16 protein-coding genes, 1 pseudogene and 1 riboswitch are annotated in these 19,991 nt (G+C 42.5%); of the genes and pseudogenes, 9 read left to right on the top strand and 8 right to left on the bottom strand.

The genetic code is table 11. The features are described 5' to 3' along the window. The first annotated feature begins 60 nt into the window (after positions 1 to 60). A riboswitch (TPP riboswitch) is annotated at positions 61 to 153 on the top strand. The 3 genes and pseudogenes from thiM to ACPEIW_RS06010 all read left to right on the top strand — a co-directional run. After that, positions 141 to 1,658: a hydroxyethylthiazole kinase gene (thiM, locus tag ACPEIW_RS06020; protein ID WP_425663662.1), complete on the top strand. Its 1,518-nt coding sequence runs from the start codon at positions 141 to 143 to the stop codon at positions 1,656 to 1,658. It overlaps the preceding riboswitch by 13 nt. A gap of 5 nt (positions 1,659 to 1,663) precedes the next feature. Continuing rightward, positions 1,664 to 3,361 (top strand): bifunctional hydroxymethylpyrimidine kinase/phosphomethylpyrimidine kinase, encoded by a 1,698-nt coding sequence (locus tag ACPEIW_RS06015; protein WP_425663660.1) that lies wholly within the window; start codon positions 1,664 to 1,666, stop codon positions 3,359 to 3,361. 74 nt (positions 3,362 to 3,435) lie between these two features. Beyond that, positions 3,436 to 3,618 (top strand): annotated as a pseudogene (locus ACPEIW_RS06010) (XRE family transcriptional regulator); the annotation flags it as partial. A gap of 180 nt (positions 3,619 to 3,798) precedes the next feature. Here ACPEIW_RS06010 and ACPEIW_RS06005 read toward each other — a convergent pair. From ACPEIW_RS06005 to ACPEIW_RS05985, 5 genes are all read right to left on the bottom strand, one after another. Then, on the bottom strand, positions 3,799 to 4,170 hold the full coding sequence (locus ACPEIW_RS06005) for a hypothetical protein (protein ID WP_004112863.1): 372 nt from the start codon (positions 4,168 to 4,170) through the stop codon (positions 3,799 to 3,801). Positions 4,171 to 4,331: 161 nt separating this feature from the next. Continuing rightward, complete coding sequence (locus ACPEIW_RS06000) at positions 4,332 to 5,492, bottom strand: histidine kinase (RefSeq protein WP_425663657.1); 1,161 nt, start codon at positions 5,490 to 5,492, stop codon at positions 4,332 to 4,334. Continuing rightward, positions 5,489 to 6,160, bottom strand: coding sequence for a response regulator transcription factor (locus ACPEIW_RS05995; protein WP_016635818.1), 672 nt, complete (start codon positions 6,158 to 6,160; stop codon positions 5,489 to 5,491). Before ACPEIW_RS05995 ends, ACPEIW_RS06000 begins: the two co-directional genes overlap by 4 nt. Before the next feature lie 254 nt (positions 6,161 to 6,414). After that, the gene (locus ACPEIW_RS05990) at positions 6,415 to 7,677 is read right to left on the bottom strand and encodes an MFS transporter (protein ID WP_248899416.1); all 1,263 of its coding nucleotides are present in this window, start codon (positions 7,675 to 7,677) and stop codon (positions 6,415 to 6,417) included. Positions 7,678 to 7,815: 138 nt separating this feature from the next. Further along, on the bottom strand, positions 7,816 to 9,342 hold the full coding sequence (locus ACPEIW_RS05985) for an aminotransferase class I/II-fold pyridoxal phosphate-dependent enzyme (protein ID WP_425663654.1): 1,527 nt from the start codon (positions 9,340 to 9,342) through the stop codon (positions 7,816 to 7,818). A gap of 286 nt (positions 9,343 to 9,628) precedes the next feature. Here ACPEIW_RS05985 and ACPEIW_RS05980 point away from each other — a divergent pair, with 286 nt between their 5' ends. Continuing rightward, positions 9,629 to 9,895, top strand: a complete 267-nt coding sequence (locus ACPEIW_RS05980; RefSeq protein ID WP_016797389.1) for a hypothetical protein — start codon at positions 9,629 to 9,631, stop codon at positions 9,893 to 9,895. An 82-nt stretch (positions 9,896 to 9,977) separates the two neighbouring features. On the opposite strand, the gene ACPEIW_RS05975 is transcribed toward ACPEIW_RS05980, so the two are convergent. Next, positions 9,978 to 10,814 (bottom strand): nitroreductase family protein, encoded by an 837-nt coding sequence (locus ACPEIW_RS05975; RefSeq protein ID WP_425663652.1) that lies wholly within the window; start codon positions 10,812 to 10,814, stop codon positions 9,978 to 9,980. Positions 10,815 to 10,936: 122 nt separating this feature from the next. Here ACPEIW_RS05975 and ACPEIW_RS05970 point away from each other — a divergent pair, with 122 nt between their 5' ends. Together ACPEIW_RS05970 and ACPEIW_RS05965 are read left to right on the top strand one after the other, a co-directional pair. After that, positions 10,937 to 11,770, top strand: coding sequence for a histidine phosphatase family protein (locus tag ACPEIW_RS05970; RefSeq protein WP_425663650.1), 834 nt, complete (start codon positions 10,937 to 10,939; stop codon positions 11,768 to 11,770). Positions 11,771 to 11,923: 153 nt separating this feature from the next. After that, positions 11,924 to 13,267 carry an ABC transporter substrate-binding protein gene (locus ACPEIW_RS05965; RefSeq protein WP_425663648.1) on the top strand — a complete coding sequence of 448 codons (1,344 nt, stop codon included), beginning with the start codon at positions 11,924 to 11,926 and terminating at the stop codon, positions 13,265 to 13,267. 294 nt (positions 13,268 to 13,561) lie between these two features. Here ACPEIW_RS05965 and ACPEIW_RS05960 read toward each other — a convergent pair whose 3' ends face one another. Next, the gene (locus tag ACPEIW_RS05960; protein ID WP_425663646.1) at positions 13,562 to 14,581 is read right to left on the bottom strand and encodes a LacI family DNA-binding transcriptional regulator; all 1,020 of its coding nucleotides are present in this window, start codon (positions 14,579 to 14,581) and stop codon (positions 13,562 to 13,564) included. A gap of 344 nt (positions 14,582 to 14,925) precedes the next feature. Here ACPEIW_RS05960 and ACPEIW_RS05955 point away from each other — a divergent pair, with 344 nt between their 5' ends. The 3 genes from ACPEIW_RS05955 (at position 14,926) to ACPEIW_RS05945 (ending at position 17,430) form a co-directional block, all read left to right on the top strand. Beyond that, positions 14,926 to 15,780, top strand: a complete 855-nt coding sequence (locus ACPEIW_RS05955; RefSeq protein WP_016797399.1) for a carbohydrate ABC transporter permease — start codon at positions 14,926 to 14,928, stop codon at positions 15,778 to 15,780. Next, positions 15,777 to 16,610: a carbohydrate ABC transporter permease gene (locus ACPEIW_RS05950; protein ID WP_425663643.1), complete on the top strand. Its 834-nt coding sequence runs from the start codon at positions 15,777 to 15,779 to the stop codon at positions 16,608 to 16,610. The genes ACPEIW_RS05955 and ACPEIW_RS05950 overlap by 4 nt, the downstream gene beginning before the upstream one ends. 205 nt (positions 16,611 to 16,815) lie before the next feature. Further along, the gene (locus ACPEIW_RS05945; RefSeq protein WP_425663641.1) at positions 16,816 to 17,430 is read left to right on the top strand and encodes a DUF624 domain-containing protein; all 615 of its coding nucleotides are present in this window, start codon (positions 16,816 to 16,818) and stop codon (positions 17,428 to 17,430) included. Between the two features lie 220 nt (positions 17,431 to 17,650). On the opposite strand, the gene malQ is transcribed toward ACPEIW_RS05945, so the two are convergent. Continuing rightward, positions 17,651 to 19,912 (bottom strand): 4-alpha-glucanotransferase, encoded by a 2,262-nt coding sequence (gene malQ, locus ACPEIW_RS05940; protein WP_425663639.1) that lies wholly within the window; start codon positions 19,910 to 19,912, stop codon positions 17,651 to 17,653. Between the last annotated feature and the right edge of the window lie 79 nt (positions 19,913 to 19,991).

The raw sequence follows: 19,991 nt of genomic DNA, 5'->3' as shown, positions 1-19,991 counted from the left end.
TTAATGCTTAACACTGTTGTTAACGTATATAAATAACGTCATAACGAACATATATAGTCAAATATAGGTTCGGGGTGCGCGTAGGCGCTGAGATTATACCCGTTGAACCTGATCTAGTTAGTACTAGCGAAGGGAAAATCATGACTACTGTGTCGTGCTCTAAAAATAGTGAATTCTCAACTAATGCTCGTTGCAAGCAATTCATGCAAGATGTACGTGAATGCATCGAAGCTTTACGCGCAAAAAATCCGCTAACACATTGCGTAACGAATAATGTTGTTCAAGAAATAACTGCAAACGTTCTGCTAGCTGCTGGAGCGTCGCCAGCAATGGTCGTAGATGCAGAAGAAGCTGAAGTCTTTGCTCAAATCGCATCTGGTGTATTAGTAAACATTGGAACATACAGGCCAGTAGACAAAGAATCTATGGATGCTGCGATTCGCGGAGCTGTAAAAGCGCACACTCCATGGGTTCTTGACCCAGTTGCAGTTGGTGGTTTAGCTCCACGCACGCAATACGCGCGCGAAATCGTTAAAAGTCGTCCTGCTGTAATCCGCGCAAACGCTTCAGAAATCTTAGGTTTAGCTGGAGAAGAAAGTGGCGGTAAGGGAGTAGACGCTGGAGACTCCGTTGATTCAGCAGTTGCAGCAGCTAAGAAGCTAGTTAAACTATACGGCTCTGTAGTGGCTATTTCTGGCGAAAAAGACGCTATTTATGGTCACGGATGCTCTGCGCGAGTTTCTGGTGGTCACGAAATAATGACGAAAGTAGTCGGCACGGGCTGCTCTCTTGGCGCATTGGTGGCAGCATACGTTGGAGCGAATCGAAATCGACCTTTTGCAGCAACAGTTGCCGCTCACGTACACGCTGCTGCAGCAGGAACTTGGGCAGCACAACGCTCAACATCGCCAGGGTCATTTAGAACATTATGGATGGATGCGCTTATGGATTTGAGCGCAGACGAGATGCTGAAACTAGCGAATATTGAATTTGAACTCGACCCTGTTGATTGGTCTTTATACTTTATAACAGACCCAAAGATGAGCGATCGAGCCGAAGAAGATATTGCAGTTGATTGCGTTAAAGGTGGAGCAAGCGTAGTCCAATTGCGCGATAAGTACGCAAATAGCGAAACTTTTAACAATAAAGCTCAAAGCTTGCGAGACAAAATGCTTGCTAATGGTTGCGGAGACGTGCCGATTTTTGTTGATGATCGTATAGATTGCGCTAAAAGCTTAGGACTCAACTTGCATGTTGGTCAAACAGATACGCCTTATATTGAAGCGCGTAAGTCTATTCCTGCAGAGTGGATGGTTGGACTCTCTATAGAAAAGTTAGAACAGTTAGATTACGTTTATAACGAATGTGCTAAAGAAAATGTGGCATTACCAGATGTTATTGGAATAGGTCCGATTTGGCCTACTGCCACTAAGCCAGACGCCGCTCCTGCTTTAGGTGTTGAAGGAGTAGAAAAGATTGCTAAACGCGCTAAAGAACTCGGCATTAGTACGCTCGGAATTGGCGGCGTTAACGAAAATACCGTGTTCCCTATTAAAAGCACTTCAATAGATGGTTTATGCGTAGTATCTGCTCTAATGCTTGCGCAAAATCCTTGCGAAGAAGCGCACAAATTACGCGATGCTATTACGAAGGAATAAAAATAATGAATAATCAGTTTTCGCAAACTCAAGCACCTTTGCAATCAATTTCTAAATTATATGATTCAAGCCTAAGGCCATCTTCTTTGCCATCTTTAGAAGACCCGATTATTCCACGCGTATTAAGCATTGCTGGAACTGATCCAACAGGTGGAGCTGGAATTCAAGCTGATCTAAAATCAATCACAGCATCTCATGGATTCGCAATGTGTGTAACAACTAATTTGGTTGCTCAAAACACTTGCGGTGTGCGCGAAGTTTACACTCCTCCAACCGAGTTTTTACAAGCGCAATTAGAAGCAGTATTTGATGACGTAACTATTGATGCTGTAAAAATCGGCATGCTTGGAGATAAATCATATATTAGTCTAGTTCAAGATTGGCTTAAGAATCATCCTGTTCCTGTTGTTGTGTTAGACCCAGTGATGGTAGCAACTTCGGGAGATAGGTTGCTTGAAAAGTCTGCAGAAGACGCAATGCGTGAATTTGCGCCTCTTGCGGATGTTATTACGCCAAACATACCTGAGCTCGCAGTATTATGCGATAAACAGCCTGCATCTAATTTTGAAGAAGCTTATGCTCAAGCAAGCGAGTGGAGTGCAAAAAACAATACTATTGTTATTGTTAAAGGCGGCCACTTAACAAGCGAAGATGCTGGGAATACTGTTGTGTTCCCAGATGGCCACAGAGTGCACGTTCCTTGCCATCGAGTTGATACAACAACAACGCATGGTACTGGCTGCTCGCTATCTTCTTCGCTCGCTACGCGCATAGGATTAGCGTTGCGAGAAGGCAAGAAGCTAAGCGATTACAGTACTGTAGCGGATGCTTTAGCATGGTCGTCAAGATGGCTTAACGAAGCTATTGCTTGCGGTAAAGATTTGCATGTTGGCAAAGGTCATGGGCCTGTGAATCATGCGGCTCGTAATTATCGTTTGGAATTAGATTCTTCGTCAACTCCTTGGGAGCATATGCAAACTAGTGGCTTAGACGGATTAACTGCGCAAAGCGTAGTCGTAAAAGCTCATAGCAAGGCTAGAAAGCCAAATGTGGAGCCTTGTGGCCCTTGGACTCAAGCGTTATGGGATGCTAGCGCAGATGTTGATAACAACATTATGAAAATGCCATTTATTAAGGCTTTAGGCAATGGAACGCTTGACTCCGACTTGTTTGCTTTCTACATAAGTCAAGATTCCGAATACTTGAAGCGTTATTCGCGTGCGCTAGCTGCTGTTGGAGCTAAAACGCCAGATAATGAAGCTGGAGTGCATTGGGCTACGGGCGCAGCTATGTGTATAGAAGCAGAATCGCAGTTGCACAGAGATTGGCTTGGAAGCAGAAATATAAGCATTGATGCGCCTTGCTCTCCAGTAACATTAGCTTACGTAAATCACTTACTTGCTTCTACAATGGCAGAAGACTACGTGATTGGAGCTGCGTCCATATTGCCATGTTATTGGCTTTATGAAGAAGTGGGGCAAATTTTAGTCAAAAATAATACTCCTGAAAACCCATATTATGATTGGATTTCAATGTATTCTTCTCATGATTTTGAGTCAGGTGTAAGAATGGCAGTTAAATTTGTTGAGAGAGCTTTTGAAGAAGCTGGACCAAAGGCTCGAATTCTTGCTGCTCAAGCATATATGACTTCATGCATTTACGAGTATGAATTCTTTAATCAAGCTCATAGAGCATTGAGGTAGATGGTTTGACAGCTTGATAGCTTGATAGCGCTGATGCATTGACTTCGTCTTTATTAACAAAATCTAGAAGATTTGAAGATGAGTCAAAGCGTCAGCGCATGCTAGATGCAAAATCTGCAGCTATAAAAACTCAGCAAGAAGCATCTATGCTTATGCGTGAAACAGTTCGTATACTAAGGAATCAGGGATTGACGGTTCGTGATGTTGCAGAGCTTACGGGGGTTACTCCGCAGCGAATAAGTTCGCTTAAATCTTAGTGATTCAAATCAATGCGGTTGCGGCTATGCGCAAGTAAGTTGCTCAGTAGTGTATAAACTCTATGCAAAACAAATCAATAGCGAATAAATAAGTGAAGGTCAAGTCGTAGGATGCGTGGCTACAACTTGACCTTTGAAAATTGCGATATTTTTTTAAGTTAAAATCGCAGTCTAATGCTTTTATTTATTCTTGGCAATTCCAAGAGCTTTTGAACTTTCATCCTTGTCAAGGCCTATAAATAAAAGCACAATTATGCCAATAATCAGCGGAACATAACCGTATCCAGATCCGTGGATTATGCCGAATATTTCCATAAGTCCATTTGCTATTACGGCTAGTGAAGATACTATAAAATATAGTTGCGCGCACCACGGTTTTTTAATGAGAAACATGGTTGCAAGACCAAATAATCCAGCGATAATTTGAGGTACTCCCCATAGATAATCATTACGCATTACAATCAGCGCAATTCCGCTAGCAAGAAATACACCATTGGCTATTGTCCAAAATACGGATGGAATTTGTGCTTTTGTATCTTCTAAATTACTCATATTCTTCTCCTTCTAATACAAGAAAATAATTGTGTATATCAAACCTTTACAACTTATAAATTAATGGCGTGCTAAAAGGTAAACAATATCTTGTCTAGGAAAACCTTTACAAATAATTACTATCTAAAACTGCTTAAGATTCATTAATCTTTTAAACTGAATCAGTAATGCATACTATCTATATAGTTATGTTTATTTTTTAAAGGTATAACTGCATTACATTCCCAATACTTACCAAAGGCTCGAAAATAGAGTGAACCGCCTAAATGCTTTATGGTATCGCGATGAAGCAGAAGTCCTTTTTGAGATACTGAGCGAATTGCATCTTTACTTTTCCCGCCCAAAAATCGAACATTGAATTGTTTTATAACAATTTGTTTTTCGCGTATCGAAATTCTGATGTAATAAACTAAAGAAGCATATTTTCGCATGTTCAAATATAGTTCTTCGATTAATTCAATAACTTCACAGATGATTTCATTGCTAATGTCTTCAGGAATATCGTTACTAGATATATTGCATATTGATCTTCCTTTTAATCCACAAGATGTATTGATTGAGTCGTTCATTTGTAGCGTATCTTCAATGTGCTGAATGAACTCGCTTCGAGCATCTTGCTTAGCAGTATTTCCGCGTAGAATGTCGATAATATTATGTCCTTCTTCAAAAGCCTGATCTGCCAAATCATTTATTGCCTCAATAGCTTCTCGCTGCTTTTTAGAAATAGACTTGTCAAGTAATGCTATTTTACTTTGTAGTGCAATATCTGCAATCTTATTAGTTAATCTATCGTGCATTCGCACAGCCAGATGAAGATTATTAATTGTTTGCTTATCTTTTTCATAAAGAACCATTTTTTGGTGAGAAATGCGCAAAATAATACCAGTGCAAACGCAAAATATATTTATTAAAAGGTAAGCAATAAGATACTTGAAAGATAAAGTTGATAGGTATCGGTATGCAACGTAGTGTAATGCATCTATTACTAAGAATAAAGGTAGTGTAAATTGAATCGGATATAAATACGAAATAAAAACAAATGATATGATGAGCCCGAAAGTTACTGGTGGAAGATTCAGACTAGGAATAACAAGAATGCTGAGGTGTACAAAAATATAGCACATGCTCATAAAATGCGGGAGCAAGCAAAGAAACAGATTTATAGCAGCAAGAATCATGTAAACTATGACAAGTTGTATTGTGCTATTGTCGCTATTTGAGTAAATATATGCATCCATTGCGCTCGACAAACATCCCAATAGTAAAAATGTTTTATTGTCAATAAGCTTTTCTCGTAAACGACGCATTAAGAAAATAATCATTGTGTATCATTTCCTAAATATTCATCATGCAGCCATGTAGTAATAAGTTGTGAACGATTTGTCACATTCAATTTTTTGAATACGCGACGAAGGATAGTTTCCACAGTACAAGTTTCAACAAATAAACGTTTGGCGATTTGCGCATTAGTCATTCCTTTACTGCACAACTTTACAATTTCAGTCTCATGATCCGTTAAAGCAAGGCGTCCATTTTTTGGTTTATTTTGCAAACGTTGAAATGCTGTCGTCGTGTCGTCAAAATGAAGATCGCCTATTATTTGTGGCTTGAATGTGCCATGGGCAATACTGCTAAGCATGGCGCAAATAGTTTCTGGGTGGTTCTTTCCAATAATGCCTTGTGCGCCTGCTGTTGATGCTTTTAAAGCATAATCGTTGATAGGGAATGAAGTTATAGCAATTATTATTGGGAGTGAGTATCTTCTTCGCAATTCGTATAATATTTTAATTCCCGAAACACCAGACATATACATGTCAATTAGCAATACGTCTGGGCATTGATTTTGACAAAACTGAATTGCTTGATTGGCGTACGCGGATAACCAGCAAATACTGCAGGAAGGAACAACCTGTTCAATATATGTTTTTAGGCCGTGTAGACAAAAACAATCATCATCAACAATGCCAACAGTAATATGCTTTGCTATCATATTGCTCCTTTAGAAAAGCATTATTTAAGTAATAATAGTACTTGAATTTGTATGATGAATATCTTGTCTAGGAAAACCTTTACAAAGCAGATTGTATAAAGGTAGTTGCTTGGAGCTTACGGGGGTTACTCCGCAGCGAATAAGCTCGCTTAAAGCTTAGTGATTCAAAGCAATGTGGTTGAGGCTTGGCAATGGCTGAGTGAATAATGCCGTGTGCTTTATGGCTTTATTGTGCTTTCGCGCTAAATAGCTTGTTATATGCTTCTTTTTACCCATGTTGATGGTGTCCAATAATCTTTGGTAAGCATTGATGGGTATGTTTGTTTACGAGCTTGAATAATCCATAAGGCTATACCTGTTGAAACAAGTATTACGCCAGAAGCAATCATTATGAATAATGATGAATTTAGATTTCCCCATGCTAGTACGCTTGCATACCCTACGATAATGCCGCATTGCTCCATAATAGAAGTAAAAGTAGTAGTTGCGCCGAGAATGTGTGTTGGTATGCCGTCGAGAAGAGCTGTTTGCCCATAGACAATAGTGGCGTCAAAAATAATACCTGCAATGAAAGCAGAGCAAAGAAAAAGAGTAATCCAATTATTGAGTGCAAAAATAAGTAAAGGAATAGAAAGGAATCCAGGTAATAAAATAGAGTATAAAATCTCATAATGTAGCACAATGTATTTGCATAATAGCGAACCTACAATCATGCCAATGTTAAATATGCTGACTATTGATCCCCAAGTGGATGCTGAATGAAAAAGTGTGAGACAATGGTGTGCTCCCATTAGTCTGAATGCAGCAAGCCATGAGCCTGATTGTAATGCGGATACTACTCCTAAGACTATTAACCATGGTGTAGATTTCATATAGTGTAGAGAGGCTGCAAAACCAGCAGTTTTATTGCTTCCTGTCTTCGTATTGTTTGAGCTATTTTGTGCTTGCTGGTTTAGATTAACTAACAGTAGAGGTAGCGCCGCTAATATCATCACAATAGCAATGCTCGTAAAGAAAATGAGCGGATTACATATATCAACAAATATGCCAGTAATCGCAGGTGCAGCAAGCCTGCTGAGATTAATCCACATACGCATGCTTGCTAAAAACTTGGTTTTTTCGCCAGTTGGTACGCTATATGCCATCAATACTTTTTGATTAGGCGAAGAAAATGCAGTAAAGAACCCGAATATTATGCCGAGTAGTGTAACCGTAATCGCAATAAGATTATGCTGTGCTACTAGAGCGAAACCGTATCCAGTACACAACAAGGCAAAGCAGAATGTTAGCGCTATAAACAATCTAGTTGGTGGATATTTATCTGCAATAATTCCGCCAAGCGGTGCTGCTATGCAGGTCATAAGTGCTACGGACACTGCGTTAAGCGCTGCGTGAGATAAGTCGACATGTATTAAAAGATATAGGCTTACGCCAAATCTACAGCTTGTTAAAAGAAAAGCATTAAGCGATAAAACGGATATAACCAACCCCGATCGTACTCGTGCTGCAGTGTTCATTGCTTACTCTTCTTACTTTTCTTTCTTTCATATTATGAATGATATGTGTCTTTCGATATGTACACCTTTATTTACACCTTTTTATGGACTGTGAGCGAAATGAGTGTTTTATTGCAGTTTGCAAGCAAGATGCATAAATTACTGGCGATAGTAGGAGAGGAAGTTAGAGAGCTTGCCCATCGCGTCGCGAAGCGTTTGCAAGCGCGGCAAGTAGACTACGCGGAAGTAGCCTGGAGTCTGCCAATTAAAGCCTTTGCCGTGCACAATCAGCAACTTCTGATCGCGTAGCAAATCAAGAGCAAACTGTTCATCGTCGTGAATGTTGTATCGACTTGGATCGAGCTTTACAAACATGTAGAAAGCAGCGTCTGGTCGCTCAACGCTTACGCCATCCATCTCCTGAAGCGCGTTATAGCAATACTCGCGCTGCTCATATACGCGTCCGCCTGGCTCCAAATACTTTTCAACGCTCTGGTATCCGCCCAAAGCAGTCTGAATAATCGACTGCGCAGGAACGTTTGAGCACAAGCGCATATTAGACAGCATGTTAAGTCCCATAATGTAGTCGCGAGCCTTGGATTTATCTCCCGAAAGACTCATCCAACCAATACGGAAGCCAGCAATCATATGCGACTTAGAAAGTCCGCTGAAAGTTACGCAGAATACGTCTGGAGCAAGAGAAGCAATCGAAATATGCTTCTTGCCATCCATAACAAGACGGTCGTAAATCTCGTCCGCAAAAATAATCAAATTAAACTCGCGCGCAATCTTAACAATCTCTTCCAAAACTTCGCGACTATACAGCACGCCCGTAGGGTTATTTGGGTTAATAATAACGATTGCTTTAGTGCGAGGCGTGATTTTAGAGCGAATGTCGGCAATATCTGGGTACCAATGCGACTTTTCGTCACACATGTAGTGCACAGGAGTGCCGCCAGCCAAGCTCGCGCACGCAGTCCACAGCGGATAGTCCGGGCTTGGAATAAGAATCTCGTCGCCGCAATCAAGAAGCGCTTGCATAGAAAGGTTAATCAGCTCGGAAACGCCGTTGCCAGTGTAAATATCTTCCATTTGTACGCCTGGAATGCCCTTAAGTTGATCGTATTGCATAATCGCCTTGCGTGCAGAGAAAAGTCCGCGGCTATCCGAGTAGCCTTCGCAATCAATAAGCTGCTGCTGCATGTCGTAAATTACTTCGTCTGGAGCGCGGAATCCAAAAGGAGCAGGATTTCCAATGTTCAGCTTTAGAATATGCGTTCCGTTTGCTTCCATGCGGTTTGCTTCTTCTACAACTGGGCCGCGAACATCGTAAAGCACGTGCTCAAGTTTGGTGGATTTGTTGAAAGATCTATGTTTGAGTGTTTGGGAAAGTTGTTCTTCTGTAAGCTGTGGCTGATTTAATTGTGATTCTTCTGCAGACTGGCAGTTTTGCGCGACTTTTGAGCACGAATGACCGCCTTTGATTTCGTCGCAGCTAATTCCAAGAATTTGTGCAAGCATATCTCGCACGTCTTTGCGTGGCTCAGTTTTGCCGCTTAAATATTGACTTAGTTGACTTTTGCCAAGCTTATGGCCGTCTTTTGCTGCAAGCTCGATTACGTCAATCTGCTTATATCCCTTGATTTTCATTGCCTTTTTAAGGTCGTTTGCAAAATTCTGTGCCATAATCCGTCTTTCTTATAGAAGCTTATAAAATCAGCATTCTTAAATTGAACAAACTTACAACAAAGTTCAAAATAGAAGATATAAATTGAACTTTGAGGCGATTAAAAGACAATTTTACGCATAAAAAAGCATTTTGCAAGCCTAGAATTGAATTTATTTTGAATTTATTTTGAATTTTGACCGAATAATAATTAAAACTTGAACTAGAAAAACGTTAAATTGAACTTATTTTGATTTAGCTACATGAGATTGTTTGCGAATCAACGCAGTTTATTGCGGTGATACTATGGGTTACATGTATTTCTTTACTCCGCGCAGATGTGAATCTACCCAAAAAATAATGTACGCCAATAAAGGGCAGGCTCTTATTGCAGCGGATAAAAGTTTTACGGAGCGTGGAGCAAAGCTGTGGGTTTATAAATGCGATTATTGCGGAAGTTGGCATTTAACGCATTCAAATCCTGCGATTCGTAAGTATTGCGATATGCGCTCGCGGTTTGAAACAACAAAACCCAAGTCTAGAAAACGCGGATATAAACCGCGTATTCGCTAAATACTTAACGCTAAAAATTCAGTAATTCAGAAATTCAGTAATTCAGTAATTCAGTAATTCAGTAATTCAGTAAATTAGTAAATCAGTACTTAAAAGTAAATCCTTGCGCATTAAGCTGCGATTCGCAACTGTGGTTTTTAGCTCCAAAATCTACAGCAAGCTTTGTGATTTGCGCACTGAATGCGTCCACTGGCCTATCTGCATTGCGCAAATCGTAGTATTTATGCACTCTTTCGTCGAAGTCTGCAAGTTTTTCAATCAAAATATCATCGCTGCTAGGGTATTCATTTTCAAAGAATTGCATACTCGAATCCATGCGCGGCTTTAATTTTGGCTCTTGGTCTGGCTTGCCGATTGCAATCCCAAGAACGGGATACGTGTATTTTGGCAACTTCAAAAGTTCAATTAAATTTGGAATATTATTCAAAATTGAACCAAGAATTACGCAACCTAGTCCAAGCGATTCCGCGGCTGTTTCCATTGCATGTAGTGCAAGAACAGCGTCATTTTGCGATTGAGAGAATCTGTAGCCTGTTTTAAGAGTAAAATCGCTGCTTTCTGTGTCAATGCCATTTTTGCGTGCTATAGCAGCATTTCTGTGCTGATCAATAATAAAAACGTACAAAAGTGGCGCTGTTGCTATGTAAGTTTGATTTCCAAGTTTAGAAAGTTTTTGTTTAAGATCTTTGCTAGTGATTTTGATTGCAGACCAATCGTTCAAAAACTGGCCGCAAGCTGCGCGCTGTGCTGCTTCTTCCAACGTTTTTGCAATATCTTCGCCAATCGGCTCATTTTTGAAAGCGCGTATAGATCTGCGATTAAGAAGCGTTTGAATAGTTTGATTCGCATATGCATTTTGCGCGTTGTTTTGCGTATTATTTTGCTCGCTGTTCTGTGCGTTGCTTTGAGTTGACGTCATGTTTTTATATTAATGGCAACGAAATACCAATTAGAAATTGACATGTAAAAGTGTTATAAAAGTGTTATAAATGTACGAGTGAACAAGTTGGCAGCGAAGCCGCTTGATGAATGCTTGCGTTAATGCACCAAGCGCAAGCTAAGAATGGTGGTGCTAAGGCGGCGTTGGGTATGCTGAACGGTTTGAACAATATTGACATTAAAGTTAATGGCGATTTGTGCACAACGGATGCAACAGATACAACGGATTCGTACGAGATTCAAGACGTTCCAGCAACTTGTGGCGGAGCTCCCGAGGGCAGACTTGTTCTTTTGCGCCATGGTCAAACTGCTTGGAGCGAATCTGGCCAGCACACAGGCCGCACCGATATTCCACTAACACAAGTTGGCCGCAATCAAGCTATAAGCGCAGGCGCCAGGATTCGACAGGCTTTTCCAAACGGTTTTAGCGAGGATTGCCAGTTTGTAAGCCCTCTTGTTCGTGCTCGTCAAACAGCTCAGTTGGCAGGATTTACGCATTGCACGCCGCTAGAATATGCTGCCGAGTGGGATTACGGCTGTGCAGAGGGGCGTACTCGAAAAGACGTGTCCGCTCTAAGCGGCGTTGAGTCGTGGGATGTTTGGAAGGATGGTCCTAAAGCTCTTCCAGATTTTATGCAGGATTCTTGCCAAGAGGTTCTTCCAAGTGGGGAAACAGTAAAAGTCGTGCGTTCTAATGGCGAATCTTTACAAGAAGTTTCTAATCGTACTCAAAAAATAATCGACTCTGTTTTACCAAAACTTAAAAGCGGCAAAGATGTGATTATTGTTGCTCACGCGCACATTCTTAGGATTTTAGCAACCAGATGGCTTGGTGTAGATGCACAGCAGGCGCGCTTACTCCGACTAGACACCGCTCATTACAGCGCTCTTGGAACTTATAAGGGAGATCGTGTAATCGTTCGCTGGAATTGCTGATTTGTGATTGTTGTAGATTATGCGACACGCCATAATATCAACACTGCTATCGTTTGCAATATCTTTGAATTTGAGGCATAATAAAAATTGTCGAAAGGGCACCTAGAGGTGCGGCGGCCAAAAGGTAGGCCGACGGCATAGGAGAAAGGTTCGATGATGAATCGTACAATTAAGTCAACAATTGCGCTTGTAGCTTGCTCAGCAATGGCATTCGGTGCGCTCGCTGCATGTGGTTCTAGCTCTTCGGATTCTTCCGATAAGGGCAAGGTTTACTTCCTTAACTTCAAGCCAGAATCTGCTGATCAGTGGAAGGAAGTTGCTAAGGAATACACCAAGAAGACTGGCATTCCTGTAAAGGTTCAGAACGCTGCTTCTGGCACTTACGAGCAGTCACTTAAGAGCGAAATCAGCAAGGGTGACGAAGCGCCTACACTGTTCCAGGTGAATGGTCCTGTTGGCTACGCAAGCTGGAAGGATTACACTGCAGATCTTAAGGATACCGAGCTTTACAAGCAGCTTCAGAACAAGGATATTGCTCTTAAGGATGGCGACAAGGTTGTTGGTGTTCCATACGCAATGGAAACTTACGGCTTGATTTACAATAAGGCTTTGCTTAAGAAGTACACGGAGCTTAAGGACGCTAAGGTAAAGTCTGCTGAAGAGATTAACTCCTTCGATAAGCTCAAGGCTGTTGCAGACGACATTCAGGCTCGTAAGGGTGAACTTGGTGTTGATGGCGCATTCACTTCCGCTGGCTTCGATTCCAGCTCTGATTGGCGCTTTAAGACTCACCTTGCAAACATTCCTCTGTACTACGAGTTCAAGGCAGACAAGGTTACCAAGCAGCCAGCAAAGATTAAGGGTACGTTCCTTGATGGCTACAAGAAGATCTTTGATCTTTACATTACTGATTCCACCACTCCTGCAACTCAGCTCAGCTCTAAGACTGGCGAGGATGCAAACTCTGAGTTCTCGCTTGGCAAGGCTGTGTTCTATCAGAATGGTACTTGGGCCTGGACCGACTTGCAGAAGGCTGGCATGAAGGCCGAAGACCTTGGCATGCTCCCAATCTACATTGGTGCTAAGGGCGAAGAAAAGCAAGGCTTGGCTACTGGTTCCGAGAACTACTGGTGCATTAACGAGAAGACTTCGGATGCCAACAAGAAGGCAACCAAGGACTTCTTGAAGTGGGTTCTTACCTCTGATTACGGCAAGGAAGCTATGTCTAAGAAGATGGGCTTCACCACTCCATTCAAGAGCTTTGCAGATATTAAGTCTGATAATCCTTTGACTGCTGCTGCTGTTGAGGATGCTAAGTCTGGCAAGACTCCTGTAAGCTGGAACTTCACTATGATGCCATCTGACAACTGGAAGAACGATCTTGGCTCCGCTTTGCTTGAGTACGCTCAGGGCACTGGCAAGTGGGATAAGGTTAAGAGCGCCTTCGTTGACAATTGGGCTAAGGAAGTTGCTCAGACTCACGAAGATCAGGATTAATCCTAAGAATTGGGTTAAAACTGGATTATTAAATTCATAATTTAATATGTCATTTTTGTAATTGCATTAGCACAGTGCATTAGTGACAAGTAAAAGAGCTTCAAGCCTAAGGGTTTGAGGCTCTTTTTTAGTGCAAAGATAGTTGATAGTCGTTAGCTGATTAGTTGTTATTCGCGCGCGTTAGCTGATAGTTGGTTAGTCGTTAGTCGTTAGTCGTTAGTCGTTAGTCGTTAGTCGTTAGTCGTTAGCTGATAGCTGGTTAGTCGTTAGTTGATAGTTGATATTCGATAGAAACTATCTATTTTCAAGCTGACTTGTGCTCGATCTAACTATAAGCTGTGCTGGAATGGTAATGTGTCTGCAGCTTTCGCTTAAATAATCGCCATTAATCAGAGACAAAGTTATTTTTGCTGCGTCTACTGCCATTTCTGCAGGGTCTTGACGAATAGTCGTAAGCCCTGTTTCTCTAGCGTAAAAACTATCGTCAAAGCCAATAATCGAAACGTCTCCCGGTGTGCTGTATCCGCTTCTAGAAAGCTGGAACATAAGCGGAATTGCTATGCCGTCTTCTTGGCAGGCAATCGCCGTAGGAACATTTACGTTACTTAAAAGCGAAGAGACGATTGAGCTTATTCTGTCTAATCCTTCTGGGGCAACGATTTCTGTAGGCGTAATGCCGTTGATTTTGCATTCGTCAATAAAAGAGTGGTAGCGCTGTAAAACGCTAAAATGCAGTGAAATATCGCGGTTTGTGCGAATGTAGGCAATGTTTTTGTGCCCTAGTCCAATAAGATGACGTGCCATAAGTCGCGCGCCTCGATCGTCGTCTATGTTAATTGTTGCGTCAAAATCGCAATCCATAGGATTCAAGCAGTTTATACCTAAGACTGGCACGCCAGTGGCCTTTAGGGAAGCAACTTCCGACTTGTTTACGTCGAAGGAGCAAACGATTACAGCGTCCGCGTTTCGGCGAGTAGGCAGCATGCTAAAGAACTCTGTGCGCTCTTGGCTGCTGGATATTTGGAAGATTGAAAGGTCGTAGCCTGCGGGGTGAAGAACTTGATTTAGGCCTTGTATAATCGACGCGCTAAACCATAGTCGAATGCTGTCGCTAAGAAGAAGTGCAACTCTTAGTGTTCTGCCAGATTTTAGTGCTGCTGCAGACCTAGATATTGAAAAGTTTAGTTTTTCGGCAATAGCTAATACTTTGTTGCGCGTTGCTGCGGAAACCAAGTCTGGGCGTGTAAACGATCTAGAAACAGTAGATACAGATACATGCGCCTGATCGGCCACGTCTTGAATATTAGCTGGCATTTGAACTCCTTTATTCGCGCAGCAAATGTTTACTCAATATCTTCATTAATATTGTTAAAATATGCGCAACGCTAGTATATGAGCAACGTGGCATATGTGAATTTTCATATGCTTATTTGCGCTCATTACACAAACGTTTGCAATACGAACAATAATAGCAGATTTTGCCGTAAAATCGCCAAAAATCGGGATTTTTTTCACATTTGATTTTTGTCTTCTTTAGTGGCGACATGCAAAAAAATGACAACGTTTGACATTGTGGTTGCATGTAGTAAGATAAAAGTATTGGTTCGAGCGCAGCGAATTGCACAGGCGCGTACTCAAGGAGGAGAAAGTGACGAATCATGATTAATATGAGTGGAAAGGCAATACGCAAATGGTGGGCGTTGTTCGCTCTACCAACGTTTGCTGCATTTGTAATTGGTTTCTTAGTGCCATTTGTAATGGGCGTGTATCTTAGCTTTACTAAGTTCCACACTGTTACTGACGGAAAGTTTGTTGGAATACGCAATTATCGCAAGGCGTTGCGCGACCCACACTTCCTTCATTCGTTAATATTTACAACGGCTTTTACGGTTGTAACAACAATTGTTATTAATGTTATTGCATTTGCAATCGCTTACATGCTTACAAAAAAGTTCAAAGGCTCCAACCTATTCCGTACGGTATTCTTTATGCCGAATTTGATTGGCGGCATTGTTTTGGGCTACGTTTGGCAGGTAGTGCTTAATGGTATTTTGGGCTACTTTGGCCGCGCTATTACGTATTCTGCAACATACGGCTTCTGGGGCATGGTTCTTTTGATATGCTGGCAGCAAATCGGCTACATGATGATTATTTACATTGCTGGCTTGCAAGCGCTTCCAGGAGACGTTATTGAGGCTGCTGCCGTTGATGGCGCAACCCCAATGCAAACGCTGTTTAAGATTACGATTCCGCTTATGATGCCATCCATTACGGTTTGCACGTTCTTAACGGTTACAAACGGATTCAAGCTATTCGATCAGAACTTGGCGTTGACCAATGGCGCTCCTTCTAGAAAGTCGGAGATGCTTGCATTAAACATCTTCAACACTTTCTATGGAAGAATTAATGGCGAAGGTGTTGGCCAGGCTAAGGCAGTTATATTCTTCATTATTGTTGCCGTTATTGCCTTGATTCAGAACAAGTTGGCAACTTCTAAGGAGGTGGCAGCATGAACGAGAAGACTAAGCATCCTGCGCTTTGGACCACGCTTTTTGCTGTAGTGAGTTTGCTGTGGATTTTCCCAATCGCGTTAGTGTTTATGAACTCCTTTAAGTCAAAGGTGTATATTGCTAGCGAGCCATTTTCGCTTACTCCAAAGTCGTTTATTGGTTTTGATAACTACGTTCTTGGCATTAACCGCACGAATTTGTTGATGAGCTTCTGGTGGACAATTGTTGTAACGATTGGTGCTGTAGTTCTGATTCTGCTTTGCACTTCTATGTGTGCTTGGTGGATTGTGCGCGTAAACAATTGGGCTGCAAAGTCGCTTTACGTGTTGTTCTTGTTCAACATGATTGTGCCATTCCAAATGGTTATGTTCACGCTTTCCAACATCACTACAAAGCTTGGATTGAACACGCCTTGGGGCTTGTGGATTATTTACCTTGGCTTTGGCGCAGGTTTGGCTGTGTTTATTTTCACGGGCGTTGTAAAGGGCATTCCTCAAGAGTTGGAAGAGTCTGCAATGATTGATGGCGCTTCTGTGCCTCGCATATTCTTCCAGATTATTGTGCCGATTATGAGGCCTGCGATTATATCCGTTTCTATCTTGCAAACAATGTGGATTTGGAACGACTTCCTTCTTCCATACCTCACTTTGGATTTGAACAAGTACAAGACGGTTTCTATTGCAGTTCAATATTTGAAGGGCGGCTATGGCTCTGTTGAAATGGGTGCAATGATGGGCTGCCTGGTTATGGCAATTGTTCCAATAATAGTCTTCTACCTAATCTGCCAGAAGTACATAATTAAAGGTGTTATGGCAGGTGCGGTAAAGGGCTGAGGTTTTTTCTCCTTCGAATCTCGGCATGCATGATGGTGGTTGCAAGTGTTTGTAGCCACCATCATTTGTGTTTAACAATCATTTGTGTTTATGTTGTATTGTTGATTTGGTTGCGATTTTAGTTGCGTCAATGCGGCTTAAAATGTGACTTAAAGTACGATTAAAGTACGATTAAAGTGTGTTTAGTTAGGTGGGAGTAGTTGTAATGATCTCTTTTGGAAGTCCCGATTCTAAGTTCGCTCAGGGAATGGAATCGTTTGCAGACGCGGTCTGGCTTACTGTTCTAATGATTATTACCAGCATTCCGCTTGTAACGGTTGGGGCGTCTATTACGGCCGCTCACGAGACAGCTAGACGTATTGAACGTGGCGAGGCGCACACAACAGCAATCTACTTTAAGTCTTTTAAGAATAATTTTGTTAAGGCAACTATTATTTGGGCTATTTTAGGGCCACTTTTAGTTGTAATTATATGGTCTTGGATTTTTTTGCAACTTACTCCGCTTTTAATAATAAAGTTTGCGATTAGCATATTGTGGATTCTGGTTGCGCAGTGGGTGTTTGCATTGCAAGCGCGATTTGAAAACTCGATTGGCAGAACTCTTATTAATTCGCTGATTTTTGGCGTTAGCTACGCTAGTACAACGCTTATGATGTTTTTGCTTGATTGCGTGTTCTTTGCGCTCGTATACCTTTCTCTAAGGTATTTTTTGCAAGGATTACCGCTGTTGATTTTGCTTGGGTGGGGGTCTTTGATTATGCTTCACACGCCGCTTTTGGAGCGCGTGTTTGCTAAGTACGTTGCGGCTAATACGCAGTGAGGCGAACATCGCCATAGATGCTCGCCTCACTTAGGACATCAAAAACATAGCGCGTAAGCCGTGTCTACAGGCGACCTACGCGCTATGCGAGAGAGAAAGAAGTTACTACATGAGTAACAATCAATATTTATTATACTCTTGATTCAAGTGTTTGCAAGTATTTTTAACCTTTCTTTTTACATTTTTTGGTGGTAATTTTACAGTTATTTGTGCTTATTGGTTAATTTTTTTCGCCTCGCATAATCGCGGCCATATTGAGTACTCGTTGAGACTTAAAAACGTCGCCTGTGTGAACAACGTTTCCATCTTTATCTGCAAGAGGAATACGCCAATTTGGATACTCAGTACTGGTTCCAGGCTGATTTTGCGAACGCTTTTCGCCAACTGCGTCAACAAGTGCCACTTGCAAAAGCAAAGATGGGGAAGTGCGCATAATCGCGTGCATGGCCTCTACAATCTCTTGCACATGGTCTTCTACGTTTTCGGCAGCATCCTTGCTAATCCATCCGCCATCCAAAAGCATCTTCATCATGGCGTCTCGCTCCGCGCTAGCAGCCTTTTGGAAGCTTTCTACAGAATCGGTAAGAAGGTGCAGCTCTTCGCGAATCTTAACATGCTCGAATGCAAGATAGCCTGCTGTAGGAGGCATGTCGTGAGTAGTAACAGATGCCAAAGCGTATTCGCGGTATGTAGAAGGATTTGCAAATATGATTTCCTTCTTTCCAGCCTTTTTAGCCGCTTTTTCGGCCTCATCATTATGCGTAAACCATTCAACAACAGTTCCAAGAATGCCGTGCGAAGCAAGCACCTTGGAAACGTACGCTGGAACAGTGCCAAGGTCTTCGCCAATCACCAATCCGCCTGCGCGAGTGGCCTCAATGCTAAGAACCGCAAGCATTGCGTCCACATTGTAGTAAACGTAAGCGCCGTTCTTTGCGCCCTGGCCGCGCGGAATCCACCACAAGCGGAAAAGACCAAGAACGTGGTCAATGCGAACCGCGCCAGCGTGCAAGAACACGTTGTGAACCATGTCTCGGTAGGCAATATAGCCAGTCTCGTCTAAGTAATTAGGGTCAAATGGCGGCTGACCCCAATCCTGACCCTGCTGGTTGTAGAAGTCTGGAGGTGCGCCGACACTAACGCCGTTAGCAAAGCGCTCTGGGCTCCACCACACGTCTGCGCCGTATCCGTGTACGCCAACAGCCATGTCTTGCATAAGACCAATCGCCATTCCTGCAGCCTTAGCTTCTGCGTGAGCGGCGGCAACTTGCTCATCTGCAATCCATTGCAGCCAGCGATGGAACTCAAGCAAATCAGCATGATCTCGTCTAAGCATGTCGATTTGAGGAGTGCCTTTGCCAGTTGTATCAAACCAAAGATTATCTCCCCAAGGAGCGCCCCAAACTTCAAAAGCTACGCACCAAGTAGCAAAAGCGTCTAAGTCTTCTCCAGAGCGCGCCTTAAAGTCTGCGAAATCCTGCTCGCGCTCGGCGCTTCTATGCTGCTTAAAAATAATCTTTAAGGCTGGAAGTTTTGCGTTCCACGCGGCGTTAATATCCATAGGATTTGGATTGTTATTAAGCGCTTCCACACCCTCGTGCAAAATCTCCACCTCTTTGCGCTGGCTATCGCTAAGCTGCGCGTACTCTGGAATATCTTGCGGACGAATGTATGTAACGTTTAAGAACCTGCGCGATTCTGGCAAGTAAGGCGAAGGCTCCAAAGGTGCCACTGGCGCGCACGCATGAATTGGGTTTATAAGCATAAAGTCGGCTTTTCCAATGTTTCCTGCGTCTTTAAGTAGCCTGCGCAAATCGCCATAATCGCCAACGCCCCAAGATTCCTTTGAGCGCACGGAATAAAGCTGAGTCATGTATCCCCAACGATGGCGTTCTTGAACGCTTTGCGGAAGTGGGATTTTTGCTGGCGCGCAAATTAAAGTTGATTGCGCGTGTGCAACAGTTTTGCCGTTTTTACCTTCGACTTTTGCAAGAAGAGTGTGGTAGCCCATTGGCAAGTCTTGCGGAAGTTCAAGAGTTAATCCGTCTTCTTCGCTTGTTTCAAAGTTGTTAAGAGGCTCCTCGTATTGCGAACCATCTTCTAGCGTAAGCGTTATATGTATTTTTTCTGGGCTGCTTGCGGCTTCTTCGGCATGAATAGGAACAATCGTTTTTGCGCCAATAAAGCACACCACGGTTGGCGGCAGAAGCTCGCTATCGCGCTTTTCTTGAACGCGTTTTAGTGAGTTTTCAATGTTTTCGCTTGTGGTTGCAGGGTAGCCCAGCGCGTCTAGAACGCCTACAAGCGCTTCGTCCGTAATTTCCGTATAGTCGCCTAGTTGGTCTATGTAGAAAGTTGCAACTCCGCATGCTTTTGCAAGTTTAACTAGTGGGCGAGCAAGCCTTTCTGCGCTTTCTTCTACGGGCACAGTCGTGGCAGCCTTTGTTTTGCCATTAGTTGTGCCATTGTCTGTTGTGCTCATGATGCTCCTTTGTTAATCGTGGCACATGTACGAGCATCGAATTGATTGCAAACGATGCTAAAGGGTGCGGTTCTCAACA

This window comes from Gardnerella piotii, from assembly GCF_049815665.1.
Lineage (GTDB): Bacteria > Actinomycetota > Actinomycetes > Actinomycetales > Bifidobacteriaceae > Bifidobacterium > Bifidobacterium piotii.
This window is presented reverse-complemented; position numbering and strand designations above follow the sequence as displayed.

What these genes read in the sequence shown, in the direction of transcription:
- ACPEIW_RS05995 (WP_016635818.1), bottom strand. Translation starts at nt 6,160, where the DNA reads ATGATAGCAAAGCATATTACTGTTGGCATTGTTGATGATGATTGTTTT.
- ACPEIW_RS05960 (WP_425663646.1), bottom strand. Translation starts at nt 14,581, where the DNA reads ATGCCAGCTAATATTCAAGACGTGGCCGATCAGGCGCATGTATCTGTA.
- thiM (WP_425663662.1), top strand. Translation starts at nt 141, where the DNA reads ATGACTACTGTGTCGTGCTCTAAAAATAGTGAATTCTCAACTAATGCT.
- ACPEIW_RS05980 (WP_016797389.1), top strand. Translation starts at nt 9,629, where the DNA reads ATGGGTTACATGTATTTCTTTACTCCGCGCAGATGTGAATCTACCCAA.
- ACPEIW_RS05945 (WP_425663641.1), top strand. Translation starts at nt 16,816, where the DNA reads ATGATCTCTTTTGGAAGTCCCGATTCTAAGTTCGCTCAGGGAATGGAA.
- malQ (WP_425663639.1), bottom strand. Translation starts at nt 19,912, where the DNA reads ATGAGCACAACAGACAATGGCACAACTAATGGCAAAACAAAGGCTGCC.
- ACPEIW_RS05990 (WP_248899416.1), bottom strand. Translation starts at nt 7,677, where the DNA reads ATGAACACTGCAGCACGAGTACGATCGGGGTTGGTTATATCCGTTTTA.
- ACPEIW_RS06015 (WP_425663660.1), top strand. Translation starts at nt 1,664, where the DNA reads ATGAATAATCAGTTTTCGCAAACTCAAGCACCTTTGCAATCAATTTCT.
- ACPEIW_RS05975 (WP_425663652.1), bottom strand. Translation starts at nt 10,814, where the DNA reads ATGACGTCAACTCAAAGCAACGCACAGAACAGCGAGCAAAATAATACG.
- ACPEIW_RS05955 (WP_016797399.1), top strand. Translation starts at nt 14,926, where the DNA reads ATGATTAATATGAGTGGAAAGGCAATACGCAAATGGTGGGCGTTGTTC.
- ACPEIW_RS05985 (WP_425663654.1), bottom strand. Translation starts at nt 9,342, where the DNA reads ATGGCACAGAATTTTGCAAACGACCTTAAAAAGGCAATGAAAATCAAG.
- ACPEIW_RS05950 (WP_425663643.1), top strand. Translation starts at nt 15,777, where the DNA reads ATGAACGAGAAGACTAAGCATCCTGCGCTTTGGACCACGCTTTTTGCT.
- ACPEIW_RS05970 (WP_425663650.1), top strand. Translation starts at nt 10,937, where the DNA reads ATGCACCAAGCGCAAGCTAAGAATGGTGGTGCTAAGGCGGCGTTGGGT.
- ACPEIW_RS06005 (WP_004112863.1), bottom strand. Translation starts at nt 4,170, where the DNA reads ATGAGTAATTTAGAAGATACAAAAGCACAAATTCCATCCGTATTTTGG.
- ACPEIW_RS06000 (WP_425663657.1), bottom strand. Translation starts at nt 5,492, where the DNA reads ATGATTATTTTCTTAATGCGTCGTTTACGAGAAAAGCTTATTGACAAT.
- ACPEIW_RS05965 (WP_425663648.1), top strand. Translation starts at nt 11,924, where the DNA reads ATGATGAATCGTACAATTAAGTCAACAATTGCGCTTGTAGCTTGCTCA.